At 38.4% G+C, this 13,596-nt stretch carries 12 protein-coding genes; 6 read left to right on the top strand and 6 right to left on the bottom strand.

Annotated features, from left to right (window positions below; genetic code table 11):
- Positions 1-46: 46 nt before the first annotated feature.
- The gene (locus BIZ36_RS18125; protein WP_222937455.1) at positions 47-2,230 is read right to left on the bottom strand and encodes a transglycosylase domain-containing protein; all 2,184 of its coding nucleotides are present in this window, start codon (positions 2,228-2,230) and stop codon (positions 47-49) included.
- A 168-nt stretch (positions 2,231-2,398) separates the two neighbouring features.
- Between BIZ36_RS18125 and BIZ36_RS18130 the strand changes: the two genes are divergently transcribed.
- Entirely contained in the window at positions 2,399-3,172 is a 774-nt protein-coding gene (locus BIZ36_RS18130) for a S1/P1 nuclease (protein WP_187459311.1), read from the top strand.
- Between the two features lie 249 nt (positions 3,173-3,421).
- Here the strand turns inward: BIZ36_RS18130 and BIZ36_RS18135 are convergent, their stop codons facing one another.
- Positions 3,422-4,021, bottom strand: a complete 600-nt coding sequence (locus BIZ36_RS18135; RefSeq protein ID WP_187459312.1) for an alpha-ketoglutarate-dependent dioxygenase AlkB family protein — start codon at positions 4,019-4,021, stop codon at positions 3,422-3,424.
- A complete protein-coding gene (locus tag BIZ36_RS18140) occupies positions 4,022-4,909 on the bottom strand; it encodes an AraC family transcriptional regulator (protein ID WP_187459313.1) in 888 nt (295 codons plus the stop codon).
- 214 nt (positions 4,910-5,123) lie between these two features.
- Between BIZ36_RS18140 and BIZ36_RS18145 the strand changes: the two genes are divergently transcribed.
- Positions 5,124-5,708 (top strand): T9SS type A sorting domain-containing protein, encoded by a 585-nt coding sequence (locus BIZ36_RS18145; protein WP_187459314.1) that lies wholly within the window; start codon positions 5,124-5,126, stop codon positions 5,706-5,708.
- Between the two features lie 80 nt (positions 5,709-5,788).
- Here the strand turns inward: BIZ36_RS18145 and BIZ36_RS18150 are convergent, their stop codons facing one another.
- Together BIZ36_RS18150 and BIZ36_RS18155 are read right to left on the bottom strand one after the other, a co-directional pair.
- Positions 5,789-6,157 carry a DoxX family protein gene (locus BIZ36_RS18150; RefSeq protein ID WP_187459315.1) on the bottom strand — a complete coding sequence of 123 codons (369 nt, stop codon included), beginning with the start codon at positions 6,155-6,157 and terminating at the stop codon, positions 5,789-5,791.
- 59 nt (positions 6,158-6,216) lie between these two features.
- Positions 6,217-6,918: an MOSC domain-containing protein gene (locus BIZ36_RS18155; protein ID WP_222937456.1), complete on the bottom strand. Its 702-nt coding sequence runs from the start codon at positions 6,916-6,918 to the stop codon at positions 6,217-6,219.
- A gap of 147 nt (positions 6,919-7,065) precedes the next feature.
- Between BIZ36_RS18155 and BIZ36_RS18160 the strand changes: the two genes are divergently transcribed.
- Both BIZ36_RS18160 and BIZ36_RS18165 read left to right on the top strand, forming a co-directional pair.
- Positions 7,066-8,694, top strand: a complete 1,629-nt coding sequence (locus tag BIZ36_RS18160) for a solute:sodium symporter family transporter (protein WP_353616856.1) — start codon at positions 7,066-7,068, stop codon at positions 8,692-8,694.
- A gap of 51 nt (positions 8,695-8,745) precedes the next feature.
- On the top strand, positions 8,746-9,555 hold the full coding sequence (locus tag BIZ36_RS18165) for an inositol oxygenase family protein (protein ID WP_187459316.1): 810 nt from the start codon (positions 8,746-8,748) through the stop codon (positions 9,553-9,555).
- Between the two features lie 74 nt (positions 9,556-9,629).
- Here the strand turns inward: BIZ36_RS18165 and htpG are convergent, their stop codons facing one another.
- Positions 9,630-11,522, bottom strand: coding sequence for a molecular chaperone HtpG (gene htpG / locus BIZ36_RS18170; protein ID WP_353616857.1), 1,893 nt, complete (start codon positions 11,520-11,522; stop codon positions 9,630-9,632).
- Positions 11,523-12,011: 489 nt separating this feature from the next.
- Here htpG and BIZ36_RS18175 point away from each other — a divergent pair, with 489 nt between their 5' ends.
- Together BIZ36_RS18175 and BIZ36_RS18180 are read left to right on the top strand one after the other, a co-directional pair.
- The gene (locus BIZ36_RS18175; protein ID WP_187459318.1) at positions 12,012-13,019 is read left to right on the top strand and encodes a 3-oxoacyl-ACP synthase III family protein; all 1,008 of its coding nucleotides are present in this window, start codon (positions 12,012-12,014) and stop codon (positions 13,017-13,019) included.
- Positions 13,020-13,230: 211 nt separating this feature from the next.
- Positions 13,231-13,590 (top strand): CoA-binding protein, encoded by a 360-nt coding sequence (locus BIZ36_RS18180; protein WP_187459319.1) that lies wholly within the window; start codon positions 13,231-13,233, stop codon positions 13,588-13,590.
- The last annotated feature ends 6 nt before the right edge of the window (positions 13,591-13,596 follow it).

Here is a 13,596-nt window from a genome sequence, read left to right on the forward strand (position 1 = left end):
TTGAGGCGGCCATAGCCTAGCCCTCTTACAAAGCGGGTCACGTTTTTTAATTTCTGAACTTTTTCTTCTTTTTCTTATCAGGATTTTTAAATAACCGTTTAAAAAATCCATCTCGTTTAACAGGTTCACAATCCAGCATACTTAAAACCCTTGGATCGGTTGAAGGAAATTGCGCCTTGGTAATTTCGTTGTAACTGGGGTGTTGGTTCATTTCTTGCATCAATTTGGCAAAAATGGGCAAAGCCGCATTGGCTCCCTGCCCTAAACTAGTGCTTCTGAAGCCTATTTCATGGTTGTCCAACCCTACCCAGGTTACGTGTACCAAATTGGGGGTAAGGGCTACAAACCAGGCATCTTTATTATTTTGTGTGGTACCTGTTTTACCTGCAATGGCGTTAGTCAATTTATAGGTTGTTCGTAAACGGGATGCCGTACCTTTGTCAATAGTCGATTTCATCATCTCTACCATTACCTGTCTTGTTTGTTCGGAAAAAGCGGGTTCTACAGCCCGTTTAGGTTCAAATTCAACCAGTACGGAATCTTTTTGGTCAGCAATCGTCCTAATAAAATAGGGTAGTATAGCGCGGCCTTTATTCACATAACTGGCATAAGCGCCTGCCAATTCGTTTAGATAGATTTCGCCGGTACCCAGAGCCAAAGAAGGTTGCTTTGGCAGCTCACTGAAAATGCCCATGTTTTTGGCCATGGTAATAACATTTTCAATACCTGTTTTTTCCAAAACCTTTACGGCTACCGTATTGACAGAGTTGCTCAATGCTTCTTCCATGGAATAGTTGAGATAGGCTTCGTCCTTGTCACCAGAGTTGCTGGGTGACCATCCTTTAAGATTTTCATATTCCACCTCTTCCGCAGAAAAATAGGTACAGGGCTCTATGCCCACCTCAAGGGCAGCAGTATAGACAAAGGGTTTAAAGGTAGAACCAACTTGTCTTTTGCTCTGTGCAACATGGTCAAATTTAAAGTGTTCAAAATCAACGCCACCAATCCATGTTTTGACTGCTCCATCATGAGGGTCAATGGATAGGGAGCCGGTATTTAAAAACTTCATGTAATGTTGCAAGCTGTCTATCGAACTTGCCTCCACGTTTTTTTCTCCTTCCCAATCTACCAAGACCATCTTCTTTTTCTGTTGAAGGGAATCCATGATTTGTTTTTCCTCCAATCCAGCGGCTTTCATTTTTCTGTATAGCGGAGACTGCTTGATCCATTTATTGATAAGCGATTTATTTTTTATCCATGGCGCGTTGTTTCCGTAACTTTTTTCAAAACTAGCTTGTAGCGATTGCATGTGCTCGCGCATGGCCGCTTCTGCCCAAAATTGCATATTGTAGTCGAGCGTGGTATATATTTTAAGTCCAGAGGTATAAATATTGTACTCATTTCCCTCTTCTTGCTGCTCTTGTGTCCACTTGAGCATTTTCTTTCGTACCTCCTCCCTGAAATAGGGTGCAATACCTTCGTTATTATCGTATTGGCGGTAATTAAGAAAGAGGGGAGTTTTGATCAAACTGTCTTTTTCGGCCTCTGAAATAAAATCATTATTGGCCATGGAGGCCAATACCAAATTTCTTCGTTGCAAGCTTCTTTCCGGAAAGACCCTGGGGTTGTAACCATAGGTAGCTTTCAGCATACCGACCAATACTGCGGCCTCTTCTAGTTTCAGGTCTTGGGTTCTCTTGTTAAAAAATTTAAGCGAAGCACTTTCTATTCCAAAAGTATTATCCCCAAAGGAAACTGTATTTAGATAATGGGTGAGTATTTCCTCTTTGTTAAAAATGTCTTCCAGACGAGTGGCAATCATCATTTCCTTGATTTTATTCACCACAATATTGGCTTTGGTACGGTCTCGTCTGGGATATAGATTTTTTGCCAGTTGCTGGGTGAGCGTACTACCACCACCAGCGGACTGGTCTTGCATTAATATGGTTTTTAGGGCTACACGTCCCAAACTTGGGTAGTCAATACCTTCGTGTTCGTAAAAACGTTCGTCCTCAATGGCTACTAAGGCCTCTAGTACTTTTTTTGGAATATCTTTAAAGGCGATGGGTTGCCTGTCATAGAGATAGTACTTACCTATGAGAACGCTATCGGCAGAATAGACTTCGGATGCCCGCTGGTATTGAAAATCGGACAAGTCTTCTTTCGTGGGAAGTTTACCCCAAGCACCCCATTTGATACTTAAAATAAATAGGAGAAATAGCAATATCAAGCCTATAATTGCAAATATACCGTACCGTAGAAACTTGTTTTTTATTGTTTTTAGAACCAATGTTTTTCAATTTTGGGCTGCAATATCAATTTAAATCGTGAATTGCAGGTGTTTCTTAACAATAGATTTAATCTCATCCGCTACTTTTGGGGCATATTTTAAGCAGTTATGAGAATCTTATTGATCGTTGTATTATTTAGTACGAGTTTTTTAATGGCTTCGGATGGGGATTGGTCCAAAACCGGTCACCGAGCGGTGGGCAAAATTGCACAAGAGCACCTGAGCAGAAAAGCCAAAAAGGCAATTAAAACACTTTTGGACGGACGAAGCTTGGCAACGGTTGCCAATTTTGCGGATGAAATTAAATCCGATACCGCTTACCGAAAATTTGGACCGTGGCATTATGTGAATATGCCGGAAAATAAGAGATATAAAGATGTGGAACCAAACCCGTATGGAGATGTGGTCATGGGCATTCAAAAGTGCATTGCCATTTTGAAAGATGAGGAAAGCACTTTACAGGATAAACAATTCTACCTTAAAATGTTGGTACATCTAATGGGAGATATGCATCAACCCCTGCATGTGGGTAGGGCAGAGGATAAGGGTGGCAACGACATACAGTTGCAATGGTTTGGTGAAGGAACCAATCTGCACCGTGTTTGGGACAGTCATATGATCGATGATTATCAAATGAGTTATACCGAGCTGGCATCTTCACTTCCAAAGTTGAATAAAAAAGAAGTATTGTCTCTCCAAGAAGGGGATTTGTTCACTTGGGTGGATGAGACCCAAGATTTGGCCAATGAGGTATATAACTCCGTGGAAGTAGGAGAGAAACTCTACTATAGATACAGTTATGATTGGTGGTCTACGGTGGAAGTTCAATTACAAAAAGGAGGCATTCGCTTGGCCAAAGTTTTAAACGATATTTTTGGATAAGAATGTAATTTTCAGGTTTAAAGAAAATTCTTACATCTAAAAATATGGCTTTCACAACAAATCATCTAAAAAAGCTATAATCATATCGATTAGAGATACTTTGGAACAAAAATTGAAGTTATATTAATGTTGAAAGTTGGCTATGAGGACATTAGTTGCCTGCCCAGTAGCTAAAGGCAGTACTCAACTTTCGTAAAGATATGGGCACTATAAAAAATCGACCACTTGTTATTAGGCGGTCGATTTTTTTTATTGGATATATCGGAAGGTCAAATTAATCCGTTCCCCTATTTCCCTAGATGTCTTGGGAACTTGATGTAACCATTTATGTTGGGTCTGTCCGCTCATCACCAATAGGCTACCGTGCTCCAGTAATAATTTGTGTCGTTCATTTTTTATTTTTCGGTGCTTTAAATGAAAGAACCGTTCCGCTCCTAAAGAAACTGATGCAATTATTGGTTCTTTGCCCAATTCTTTTTCATTATCTGCATGCCAGCCATTGCTATCCTTTCCATTTCTGTATAAATTAAGTAAACAGGTTGTGAACTCCGTTTTACATTTTTGTTCAATACGATGTTTCAGTTCTAGTAGCTCCGGTATAAATTTCTTGGGATGCATTGTTATGTTAGAATAGCTATACGGCTTTTCATTGTTGGCATAAAGTGCGGTTAACCTGGGTTGTAAATAATCCCGTCCAAAAATTTTAATAGAATCCTGTTGCCAAGGTACATTTTTACGTAATACATGGAAAAGTGTATCCGCCTCTCCCTTACCCAAAAAACGTGGGTAATAGCTCATGGTGCTTTCACAAAGCTGTAAATCTGGTTGTGAGGGGAACAATCTATGCATTTACTGCAAGACATTTTTAAGCTCGTTCCTGTATTCAGACGGATTTTGACCTGTAAAGGCCTTAAACTGTTTGTTAAAGTGCGAGAAGTTGTTGAAACCACTCTCCATACAAACTTCTGTAATACTCATAGGCTGCTCTGCCAATAATTTGGAAGCATGCACTAGACGGTATTCATTGACAAACTGAACAAACGTCTTATTGGTAATCTTTTTAAAGTACCTACAAAAAGAAGGAACGGTCATACTCACCATATTGGCAATTTCATCAAGCGTAATTTCTTCCTTAAAATTAGCCTTCACATGGTTGAAGACGATATTAATACGGTCGTTATCCTTAACCTCGGTTTCCATTGAGAAGCCTTCGGCATTCAAAATTTTAAAATTCTTTGAAATGGCCAGTTCATTCAGGATATTCAGAATTGACAGCAACCGTTGGAAATCTGTTTGATATTCCAAAATCAACAGTTTTTCACCTAGCTTCCTTTTGGTCTTTCCAGAGAAGGCAATACCACCTTTGGCAATTTCAAACAGATTTTGAATATTCTTCATTTCCGGAATGTTAAAGAAATCATTTCCTAAGAAGTCCTGTTTCATTTGTATGACCGTCTCACTTTCGTTGCCAGTTAGTTTATCCGTAAAACCACAATGGGGTAAATTGCTACCTATTAATATAAGGTCTCCATTGGAATAGTAAGAAACATGGCTACCTATTTGTCTTTTTCCGGATCCACCGTTAACGTGAACCAGTTCAATTTCTGGATGATAATGCCACACACTCTGTTTGTTGTTTTTGGTAGCATCAAACTTTTGATAGGTATATGAGTGACCAAAACTCGGTTCTATAGCTTCAAAAGCAGGTTTTTGGGTAATGGGGAACTTTCTTTCCATAGTGCAAAATTAGTACAGTATAAAAACGCAATTCTTTGCAAAATTAACCAAAAAATGTTCAAAATTATCTTTTATCGATAAAAGGTACCCTACCCATGTTAATATAGCACATAAATTGGAAAAATGAGTAGTAGTGTGAGGTGGTATTCCGTAGTAAGTTTGTACTAGATTATTAACCGAACCTGTTGTAAGACAGGCTTTAAAACAAAATGTCATGAAAAAAGTAACAAGAACAGTAGCAATGATCGCCCTTATGTTCGGAACAATGACAGCTTCGGCCATCGAAGGGAAATTAAGCCTAATCACTAATGAAAATGCAAAAAGCGTAGTTTTTGAATTGGATTCTGAAACCAGCAAGACTACGATTAAACTTCTAGATACAGATAGTAACGTTATCTACTTTGAAACCGTAGATCAAAAGTCGTACGCTAAAAAATTCGACTTGAAAAACTTGAAAGATGGTCAGTATTACTTTACTACCGATGATAGTTTAAGAACTACAGTTTACACCATTACCGTTGATGGTAGTAACGTAGCTATCACAGATAAAAAAGAAGAAACAAAGCCGGTTTATAGGCTAAAGGACGGAGTGGTTTATTTTAATCACTTGAACCTTGACAAAAACGATGTTAACGTTGATGTTTTCGATAGTAGCAACCGTTTGGTTTTCTCCCAAGAGTGGAAAGACAGTATGGTAGTTGAGAAAGTGTTCAACTTCAAAACAGCTTACAAAGACGTTTATACCGTAGTTGTAACTGACGGAAAGAAATCATACTACGAAACGATCAATATCAAATAAGTAGTTAAAAATAGTAGTTTAAGTTGAGTTGAGTTAAAGGCCCTGTCGGATATCCGGCAGGGTTTTTTAATTATCATGTTTTAAGTGATGTTTAGATACCAAAACGACCAGAACATTAAAACAAACTGTAAAGGAACTCTAGCAAAAAGCGCCCATTTAGGCAGTCCCATTCCTGCTTTTGTATTGTTGAGCATGTAAAAATGAACAGGAAGAAAAAATGTGAGCATTATGATAATGCCATATAGGGCAGCATTCCTTGTTGGGGGGTAAAAAACGGCCAAACCAAACAGAATTTCTGCAATACCGCTTATTACAACAATGAAACCATGTCCCGGTAAATAGGAGGGAATGATTCTTTTGTACATTTTAGGTTTTAAAAAATGTAGAATTCCGGCAACGATATACAACGTTGCCATCAGGTACAAATGCCATGGACCGTCTAGGTACATATTTTATAGTGTTTGAACCCAAAGTAATATCTCTTCTTAATAAATGGGCTTAGTTGAAATTATAAAAATTTCTTGAATTTCTCCTTTTTGTATTCAGGAACCGCAGAATTGGTCATGAAAAGATGTAATAATTCCTTAGGTTTATTTCTTGAGTATAAAAGTTGGTAGAATTGGCTAACGGTAAGCTCATTTTTGGATTCTTCTACCAATTTCATGGTATCTCCCTTTGTTACTAAGCCTTCTTCTAGAACTTTAAGATAAGTCCCTGGGAGTCCATAATCAATAAATTTTTTAAGAATGGATTGATTTTGGAAGCGTACCCCCAGTTTATAACATGGTTCCCGAGGTTGAGTCACCTGCACCAAAGAAGTTCCCAACTTGTAAATATTACCCACCCTAATTTCGGTCTCGTCCAAACCCTCCACCGTCAGGTTTTCTCCGAACATTCCCCAGTCCCAATCCAAATCTGGGTACTGTTCCTTCCAATAGGGATAATGATTTGATGAGAAGATATAACAAGCTTTATTGATGCCTCCATGATGAACTTTATCAATAATCGTGTCGTCCTTAATAATGGTTTTATTTAGCTCCAATGCATGTTCGACAGGATATTTGTATATACCTGTCTGTTCTTCTTTACCGTTCCAAGTAATAGTTACCGGGTTACCAAGGTTGGTGGAAATAATTTTCATATTCAAAAATACACAAGCTGCGGCATCGGGACAATAAAATATTAGAGGCTTTCCATTTACAATGATCATCCCTTCACATTTATAGTTCTTAATGTTGTAAAATTTACTTTTCTCACCTGTTCTTATAACTGATTAATTGTCAGTAAGATGTGGGGTCGTGTCTTTTAATTCATGGTTTCCGTTGTTTTTCTCTCATGTAGAAAAGGATATTACGGTTTGAAAAAAATATCTACATTTATCGCCATGGCCTTACTAACCTTTTTATTATTTACCGGATTTGTTGCGTTTTACGCAACTTGGCAGCTGAGAAAAGATAAACTTGATACCCAAGATGGTTATTTTTTGGGAGGACGTTCCCTTACGGGAATTGTTATAGCGGGTTCCCTGTTACTTACCAATATTTCTACGGAGCATTTAGTGGGGCTCAATGGATCGGCCTATAGAAATGGTGCCATCATTATTGCTTGGGAAGTAACATCGGCGGTAGCCTTGGTAATTGCAGCGTTGTATTTTGCCCCACGCTATTTGAAAATGGGCTTGACTACCATTCCTCAATTCTTGGAAAATAGATTTGATGGCTTGACCCGAACCTTAATTGCCGCTCTGCTCATTTTTTCCTTTGTAGCAACGCTACTGCCCATTGTACTTTATACTGGGGCATTGAACATAGAAGCTATTTTTGAAATATCAGATTTGCTAAACGTAAGTCAGCAGCAAGGTATCTGGATAACTATCCTTATTGTAGGTACCATTGGTGCTATTTATGCCATTTTTGGGGGCCTCAAAATGGTTGCCTACACAGATACCATTAATGGTTTTGGACTATTGGTAGCGGGGCTATTGGTTCCTATCTTGGCACTTTTAAGTATCGGGGAAGGAAACCTTTTTGAAGGTTTTGGAGCGGTATTTAACAATGCACCGGAAAAGTTCAATGTGGTAAGCGATGAACCAGGTGTAGGGGAAGGAGCGCGTACCGCTATTTTACCTTTTGAGGTTTTGTTTACGGGCTTTATGCTCAACCAAGTTTATTTTTGGTGTATGCACCAGTCCATTATTCAGAGAGTTTTGGGGGCTGTAAACTTAAAAGAAGCACAAAAAGGCTTACTGTTCACCGGACTACTGAAGATATTGGTACCCTTGGTGGTGGTTCTTCCCGGCCTAATTGGTTATTATTATTTTGGGGAAAGTTTGTATGATAATCCAGATAGTGTTTATCCATTGTTGGTAAAAAAGGTATTGCCGCTCTGGCTTACTGGTTTTTTTGTGGCCGTAATGATGGGAGCTATTTTAAGTACTTTTAATAGTGCTCTTAATAGTGCGGCCACCCTATTTAGTCTGGGTATTTACAAACGATATATCAATAAAAATACCAGTGATAAAAGACTGGTTGCCATTGGTAAGTGGACTTCCGCCTTGTTGGCAGTTTTTGCCATTGGCATTGCGCCTTTTGTGGCAAATGCCCCTGAAGGACTTTATCAATTATTGCAACAATTGAATGGTATCTTCTTTATTCCTATAGCCAGTGTTATTTTGGCCGGATTCCTTTTTCCAAGGGTTTCTGCAGGAGGAGCCAAGATTGGCCTGCTCTTTGGATTGGTTTTTTATGTGTTGATGGACTATATCATTCAAGTTCAATTACATTTTATACATATTTGGGCGATAGAATTTGTACTTAATATTTTAGTGATGCACATTGCATCTGCCTTAATGAAAAAAGAGGAGCGTTTTGTAATGAAAGATGCCGGGGTATTGGATTTGAAACCATGGAAGTATGCCAAACACTTTAGCGCCATACTCGTACTTTGCGCAATAATTTTGTACATTGTACTTGGAAATGTGTCTTAAAAACACTTATATCGGATAAACTAAACTCTTTATAGACTAACAACTACTCAAATGGAAAAAACGTTTAGAAATTACGAGGCCGTGGATGTAAAGGCCGCTGTTAAGGAACATTATCGTAAAATGCGATCCAAGCAAACAGTGGATTACGTTCAAAGAATGCACAAAAAATACCTCACTTTTGATAAGCCTATGCCTCTTTTTGAGGCTATGGCACACTTAAATAAGCTAATTGATGTTAGTGATCCCGATTTGGATTTGCCAAATGTTCAGCATTTAATACAGAGTGCGGAAGCCATTAGGGAAGACAACAGACCTGATTGGATGCAATTGACGGGACTTATCCACGATTTGGGTAAGGTTATGTTCATGTGGGGAAGTGATGAGGACGGTACAAGTCAAGACGAGCAATGGGGAACTGTAGGAGATGTTTTCGTAGTTGGTTGTAAATTACCGGACACTTGTGTGTATCCGGAATTCAATAAGTTGAACCCAGATATGGACAATCCGGAATACAATACCACCACCGGAATTTATGAAGAAGGGTGTGGTTTGGATAACCTCAATCTAGCCTGGGGACATGATGAGTACCTATATCGAGTTTTAGCTAACCATAAGGACAATAAACTACCGGCTGAAGCCATGGTAATGATTCGTTACCATTCTTTCTACCCTTGGCATACGGGAGGTAGTTATAAGGAACTTCTTAACAAGAAAGATGAGGAATACCTTCAGATAATAAAGGATTTTAACAAGTATGACCTATATACCAAATCTCAAAGAATTTATGATTTGGATGATGTCATAGATTATTACAAGCCTATTGCAGACAAGTATTTGGGTACGGGGCCTATTTATTGGTAAAACGCCTTTAGAAAATTAATAAACAAAAAGCTCCAGTGAAAACTGGAGCTTTTTAGTTTTAAAAGAAGATGAAACTATTTCACCATCTCGTAACTTCTTTTAATAAAATTGGTAAGTTCCTCACCTTTAAGCAAACCTTTTGAAAGTTTAGCCAAATCAATGGACTGATTGATCAGTCGTTCTCGCTTTTTAGAGGTCTTTGTACTTAAGATTTCACCTACCAATTCATGATTGGTATTTACGATAATGTTGTACATATCTGGCATATTGCCCATCCCGAACATTCCGCCACCACCGGTTTGCTGCATTTCTTTCATTCTTCGCATAAACTCTGGCTCCGTGATAATAAAAGGTGATGCACTACTATCCATAGCTTCTAGTTGTATGGTGTAGCTTTTATCATCTATAACCTCTTCCAAATTGGTCTTAAGGGTTTCTTTTTCCTCGTCGGATAATTTGGAAATCTGGGTATCCTCTTTTTTGATAAGATTATCAATATGATCGGCATCAACCCTGGCGAAAGATATATTCTCCTTGCTAGTTTCCAACTTCTGCATTAAATGGCTGATGATGGGGGAATCCAATAATAGAACCTCATATCCTTTAGCCTTAGCAGATTCAATATAACTGTGCTGTGCCTGTTTATCGGAAGCATAGAGAATAACGGTCTTGTCATCCTTGTCCGTTTGGTTGCCCTTAATTTTTTCCTGTAACTCTTCAAAGGTGTAAAATTTACCATCTACGGTTGGGTAGAGCGCAAACTTATCTGCCTTGTCAAAGAATTTTTCTTCGGAAAGCATTCCGTATTCGATAACGATTTTTATATCGTTCCATTTTTGTTCAAAATCCTCACGATTGTTCTTAAAGAGGCTATTTAATTTATCGGCTACCTTTCTGGTGATGTAAGAAGAAATCTTTTTAACGGCACCATCTGCTTGGAGATAGGAACGCGATACGTTAAGCGGGATATCCGGAGAATCTATGACCCCACGTAACATGGTCAAGAACTCTGGTACAATACCTTCTACATTGTCCGTAACAAATACTTGGTTCTGGTACAACTGAATTTTATCCTTTTGGATATTTAGGTCATTGGTAAGCTTTGGAAAATAAAGGATACCGGTGAGATTAAAGGGGTAGTCTACATTCAAATGTATGTTGAATAGTGGCTCCTCAAACTGCATTGGGTATAATTCCCTGTAAAATTCCTTATAATCCTCATCCTCTAAATCTGTAGGTTGCTTGGTCCAAGCTGGATTGGGATTATTGATAATATTGTCTACTTCCTTGGTAGGAGCCGGATCCTCTTCCTTGGCATCTTCAGGCTTCGGTAACGTTTCCGTTTTGGTACCAAACTTTATGGGAATGGGCATGAACTTGTTGTACTTACGTAAAAGTTCACTTATTTTATTGTCCTCTAAAAACTCGGTGGAATCGTCCGCTACGTGAAGAATAATCTCCGTACCGCGCTCCTCCTTTTCTGCCGTTTCTAGATTAAATTCAGGAGAGCCATCACAAGACCAATGAACGGCTTCGGTTCCTTCCTTGAAGCTTTTGGTCAGAATTTCAACTTTGTGGGCCACCATAAAAGCAGAATAAAAACCAAGACCAAAGTGACCTATAATACCTGCATCTTTGGCCCCATCCTCGTACTTGTTCAAAAATTCTTCGGCACCGGAAAAAGCAACCTCATTAATGTACTTCTCCACTTCCTCTTTGGTCATACCTATTCCTTGGTCGATAATGTGGATTTTCTTTCCTTCTTTATCTACCTTAACTTCAATAATGGGTTGACCATATTCTACTTTAGCCTCGCCTATAGAGGTTAAATGTTTCAATTTCAAGGTAGCATCCGTTGCGTTTGAAATTAGCTCCCTTAGAAAAATTTCATGATCACTGTATAAAAACTTTTTGATCAATGGAAAAATGTTGTCTACCGAGACATTGATTTTACCTGTTGCCATAATTATATTTTTTTGAACTTGTTTTTAAATAGGTTTCCCAATAATGGGAATAAACTTTTCTTGTCTCCCGGGTTCAAAAAAAATACCATTCCTATAAAAGTGACAAACTGACATTTAATCAATAATATAAGTGGCAGGTTTTTTAACAATATTTTTTGTTTAACTTATTTAGATATTAATTAAACAAATTGTATATTTGATATGTGGTAAAGGGAAATTTGCTATGAAAAAGGATAGTCTATTACCACATGCTGATTATTTATTGGTTAGGTTGTTTGGAAACGTGTCTCCAAATGGAGGCACGTTTTTAATTTATGATATAGTCTAAAAAAAGACCACATATTAGAATATACCCAATCTCAAATTCACTATCTTGTTAGGTAGCAAGGGCAGTTATTCCTAAATAACCTCTTATTTTTGTTTGAAAGGAAATCTCATTGAGCAATATACAATTAGATGTATCCTTTTATAATTTCAACAGAAACTTATACTATGTACAATTCAAAAATTACGGGCCTTGGATACTACGTACCTGATAATGTAGTAACCAACGATGATTTGTCCAAGGTGATGGATACCAATGATGCGTGGATTCAAGAGCGTACGGGCATAAAGGAAAGGAGGCATGTGGCCCATGAACAGGATACCACTACCAGCATGGGTGTCAAAGCTGCTAAAATCGCTATTGAAAGAGCAGGTTTGGACAAGGATGATATAGACTTTATCGTTTTTGCTACACTAAGTCCGGATTATTATTTTCCCGGTCCCGGTGTTTTGGTGCAAAGAGATTTAGGAATAAAAACAGTTGGCGCCTTGGATGTAAGAAACCAATGTTCCGGTTTTATTTACGCCATTTCTGTTGCAGACCAATATATAAAGAGCGGAATGTACAAAAACATTCTGGTAATTGGTTCTGAGCTTCATTCTAGAGGGTTGGATATGACCACTAGGGGCAGGGCGGTCTCCGTTATATTTGGAGATGGTGCCGGAGCGGCCATATTGAGTAGAGAGGAAGATACCTCAAAAGGAATTTTGTCTACCCATTTACATTCTGAGGGGCAACACGCGGAAGAACTGTCTTTAATTGCCCCGGGGATGGGAAAAAGGTGGGTTACGGATATTATTGAAGAAAATGACCCTGAAGATGAGTCTTACTACCCATACATGAACGGTCAGTTTGTATTTAAAAATGCCGTGGTACGGTTTAGTGAGGTAATCATGGAGGGGTTGGCCAAAAACAATCTTAAACCAACGGATATTGATTTGTTGGTGCCACATCAGGCCAATCTTAGGATATCTCAGTTCATTCAGAATAAATTTGGTCTGGCAGATGACAATGTCTTCAATAATATTATGAAATATGGTAACACTACAGCAGCTTCCATTCCCATAGCGCTAACTGAGGCTTGGGAACAAGGGAAAGTAAAGGAAGGAGATGTAGTGGTGTTGGCCGCTTTTGGTAGTGGCTTTACTTGGGGAAGCGCCATTATAAAATGGTAGATTACTTGGTTGCCTAAAAACAAAACCCCGATGTTTCCATCGGGGTTTCTATCATTGACTCCACTATACTAAACACTAACCATTAACTATAAATTATAGCTTTGTCAATGACCTTTCTTTTTATAAAGTTAAAATGCTGAACGTTGAGAATAGACGGTTTGGATTTACAAACGTTACAGCTTTTGTATTAATTTAACATTCTGCTCCCATCATGAAAAAAACACTAGTTCTTGGAGCCTCGCTCAAACAAAATCGTTATAGTAACCTTGCGGTTAATCGCCTACTTGACCATAACATTGATACTGTAGCATTTGGTTTAAAAGAGGGGGATATCAGACATATACAAATAAAGACCAATTTTAAGGAATTTCAAAACATTCACACCAATACTTTATACATTGGTGCAAAGCGTCAGCCTGAATATATCGACAAAATCCTACAACTAAATCCACATAGGGTCATTTTTAATCCCGGTACGGAAAATCCCGATTTTTATCCTATTTTACAGGAAAAAGGCATTGAGGTAGAGGTTGCCTGCACATTGGTTTTACTCGCAACCGGTCAATATTGAACAATG

Origin of the sequence: Cytophaga sp. FL35, assembly GCF_014349235.1 — a bacterium.
Lineage (GTDB): Bacteria > Bacteroidota > Bacteroidia > Flavobacteriales > Flavobacteriaceae > Euzebyella.

Bases quoted from the DNA above. Each gene is read 5' to 3' on its own strand.
- BIZ36_RS18130 (WP_187459311.1), top strand. From the start codon at position 2,399: ATGAGAATCTTATTGATCGTTGTATTATTTAGTACGAGTTTTTTAATG.
- BIZ36_RS18135 (WP_187459312.1), bottom strand. From the start codon at position 4,021: ATGCATAGATTGTTCCCCTCACAACCAGATTTACAGCTTTGTGAAAGC.
- BIZ36_RS18140 (WP_187459313.1), bottom strand. From the start codon at position 4,909: ATGGAAAGAAAGTTCCCCATTACCCAAAAACCTGCTTTTGAAGCTATA.
- BIZ36_RS18145 (WP_187459314.1), top strand. From the start codon at position 5,124: ATGAAAAAAGTAACAAGAACAGTAGCAATGATCGCCCTTATGTTCGGA.
- BIZ36_RS18150 (WP_187459315.1), bottom strand. From the start codon at position 6,157: ATGTACCTAGACGGTCCATGGCATTTGTACCTGATGGCAACGTTGTAT.
- BIZ36_RS18155 (WP_222937456.1), bottom strand. From the start codon at position 6,918: ATGATCATTGTAAATGGAAAGCCTCTAATATTTTATTGTCCCGATGCC.
- BIZ36_RS18165 (WP_187459316.1), top strand. From the start codon at position 8,746: ATGGAAAAAACGTTTAGAAATTACGAGGCCGTGGATGTAAAGGCCGCT.
- BIZ36_RS18175 (WP_187459318.1), top strand. From the start codon at position 12,012: ATGTACAATTCAAAAATTACGGGCCTTGGATACTACGTACCTGATAAT.
- BIZ36_RS18180 (WP_187459319.1), top strand. From the start codon at position 13,231: ATGAAAAAAACACTAGTTCTTGGAGCCTCGCTCAAACAAAATCGTTAT.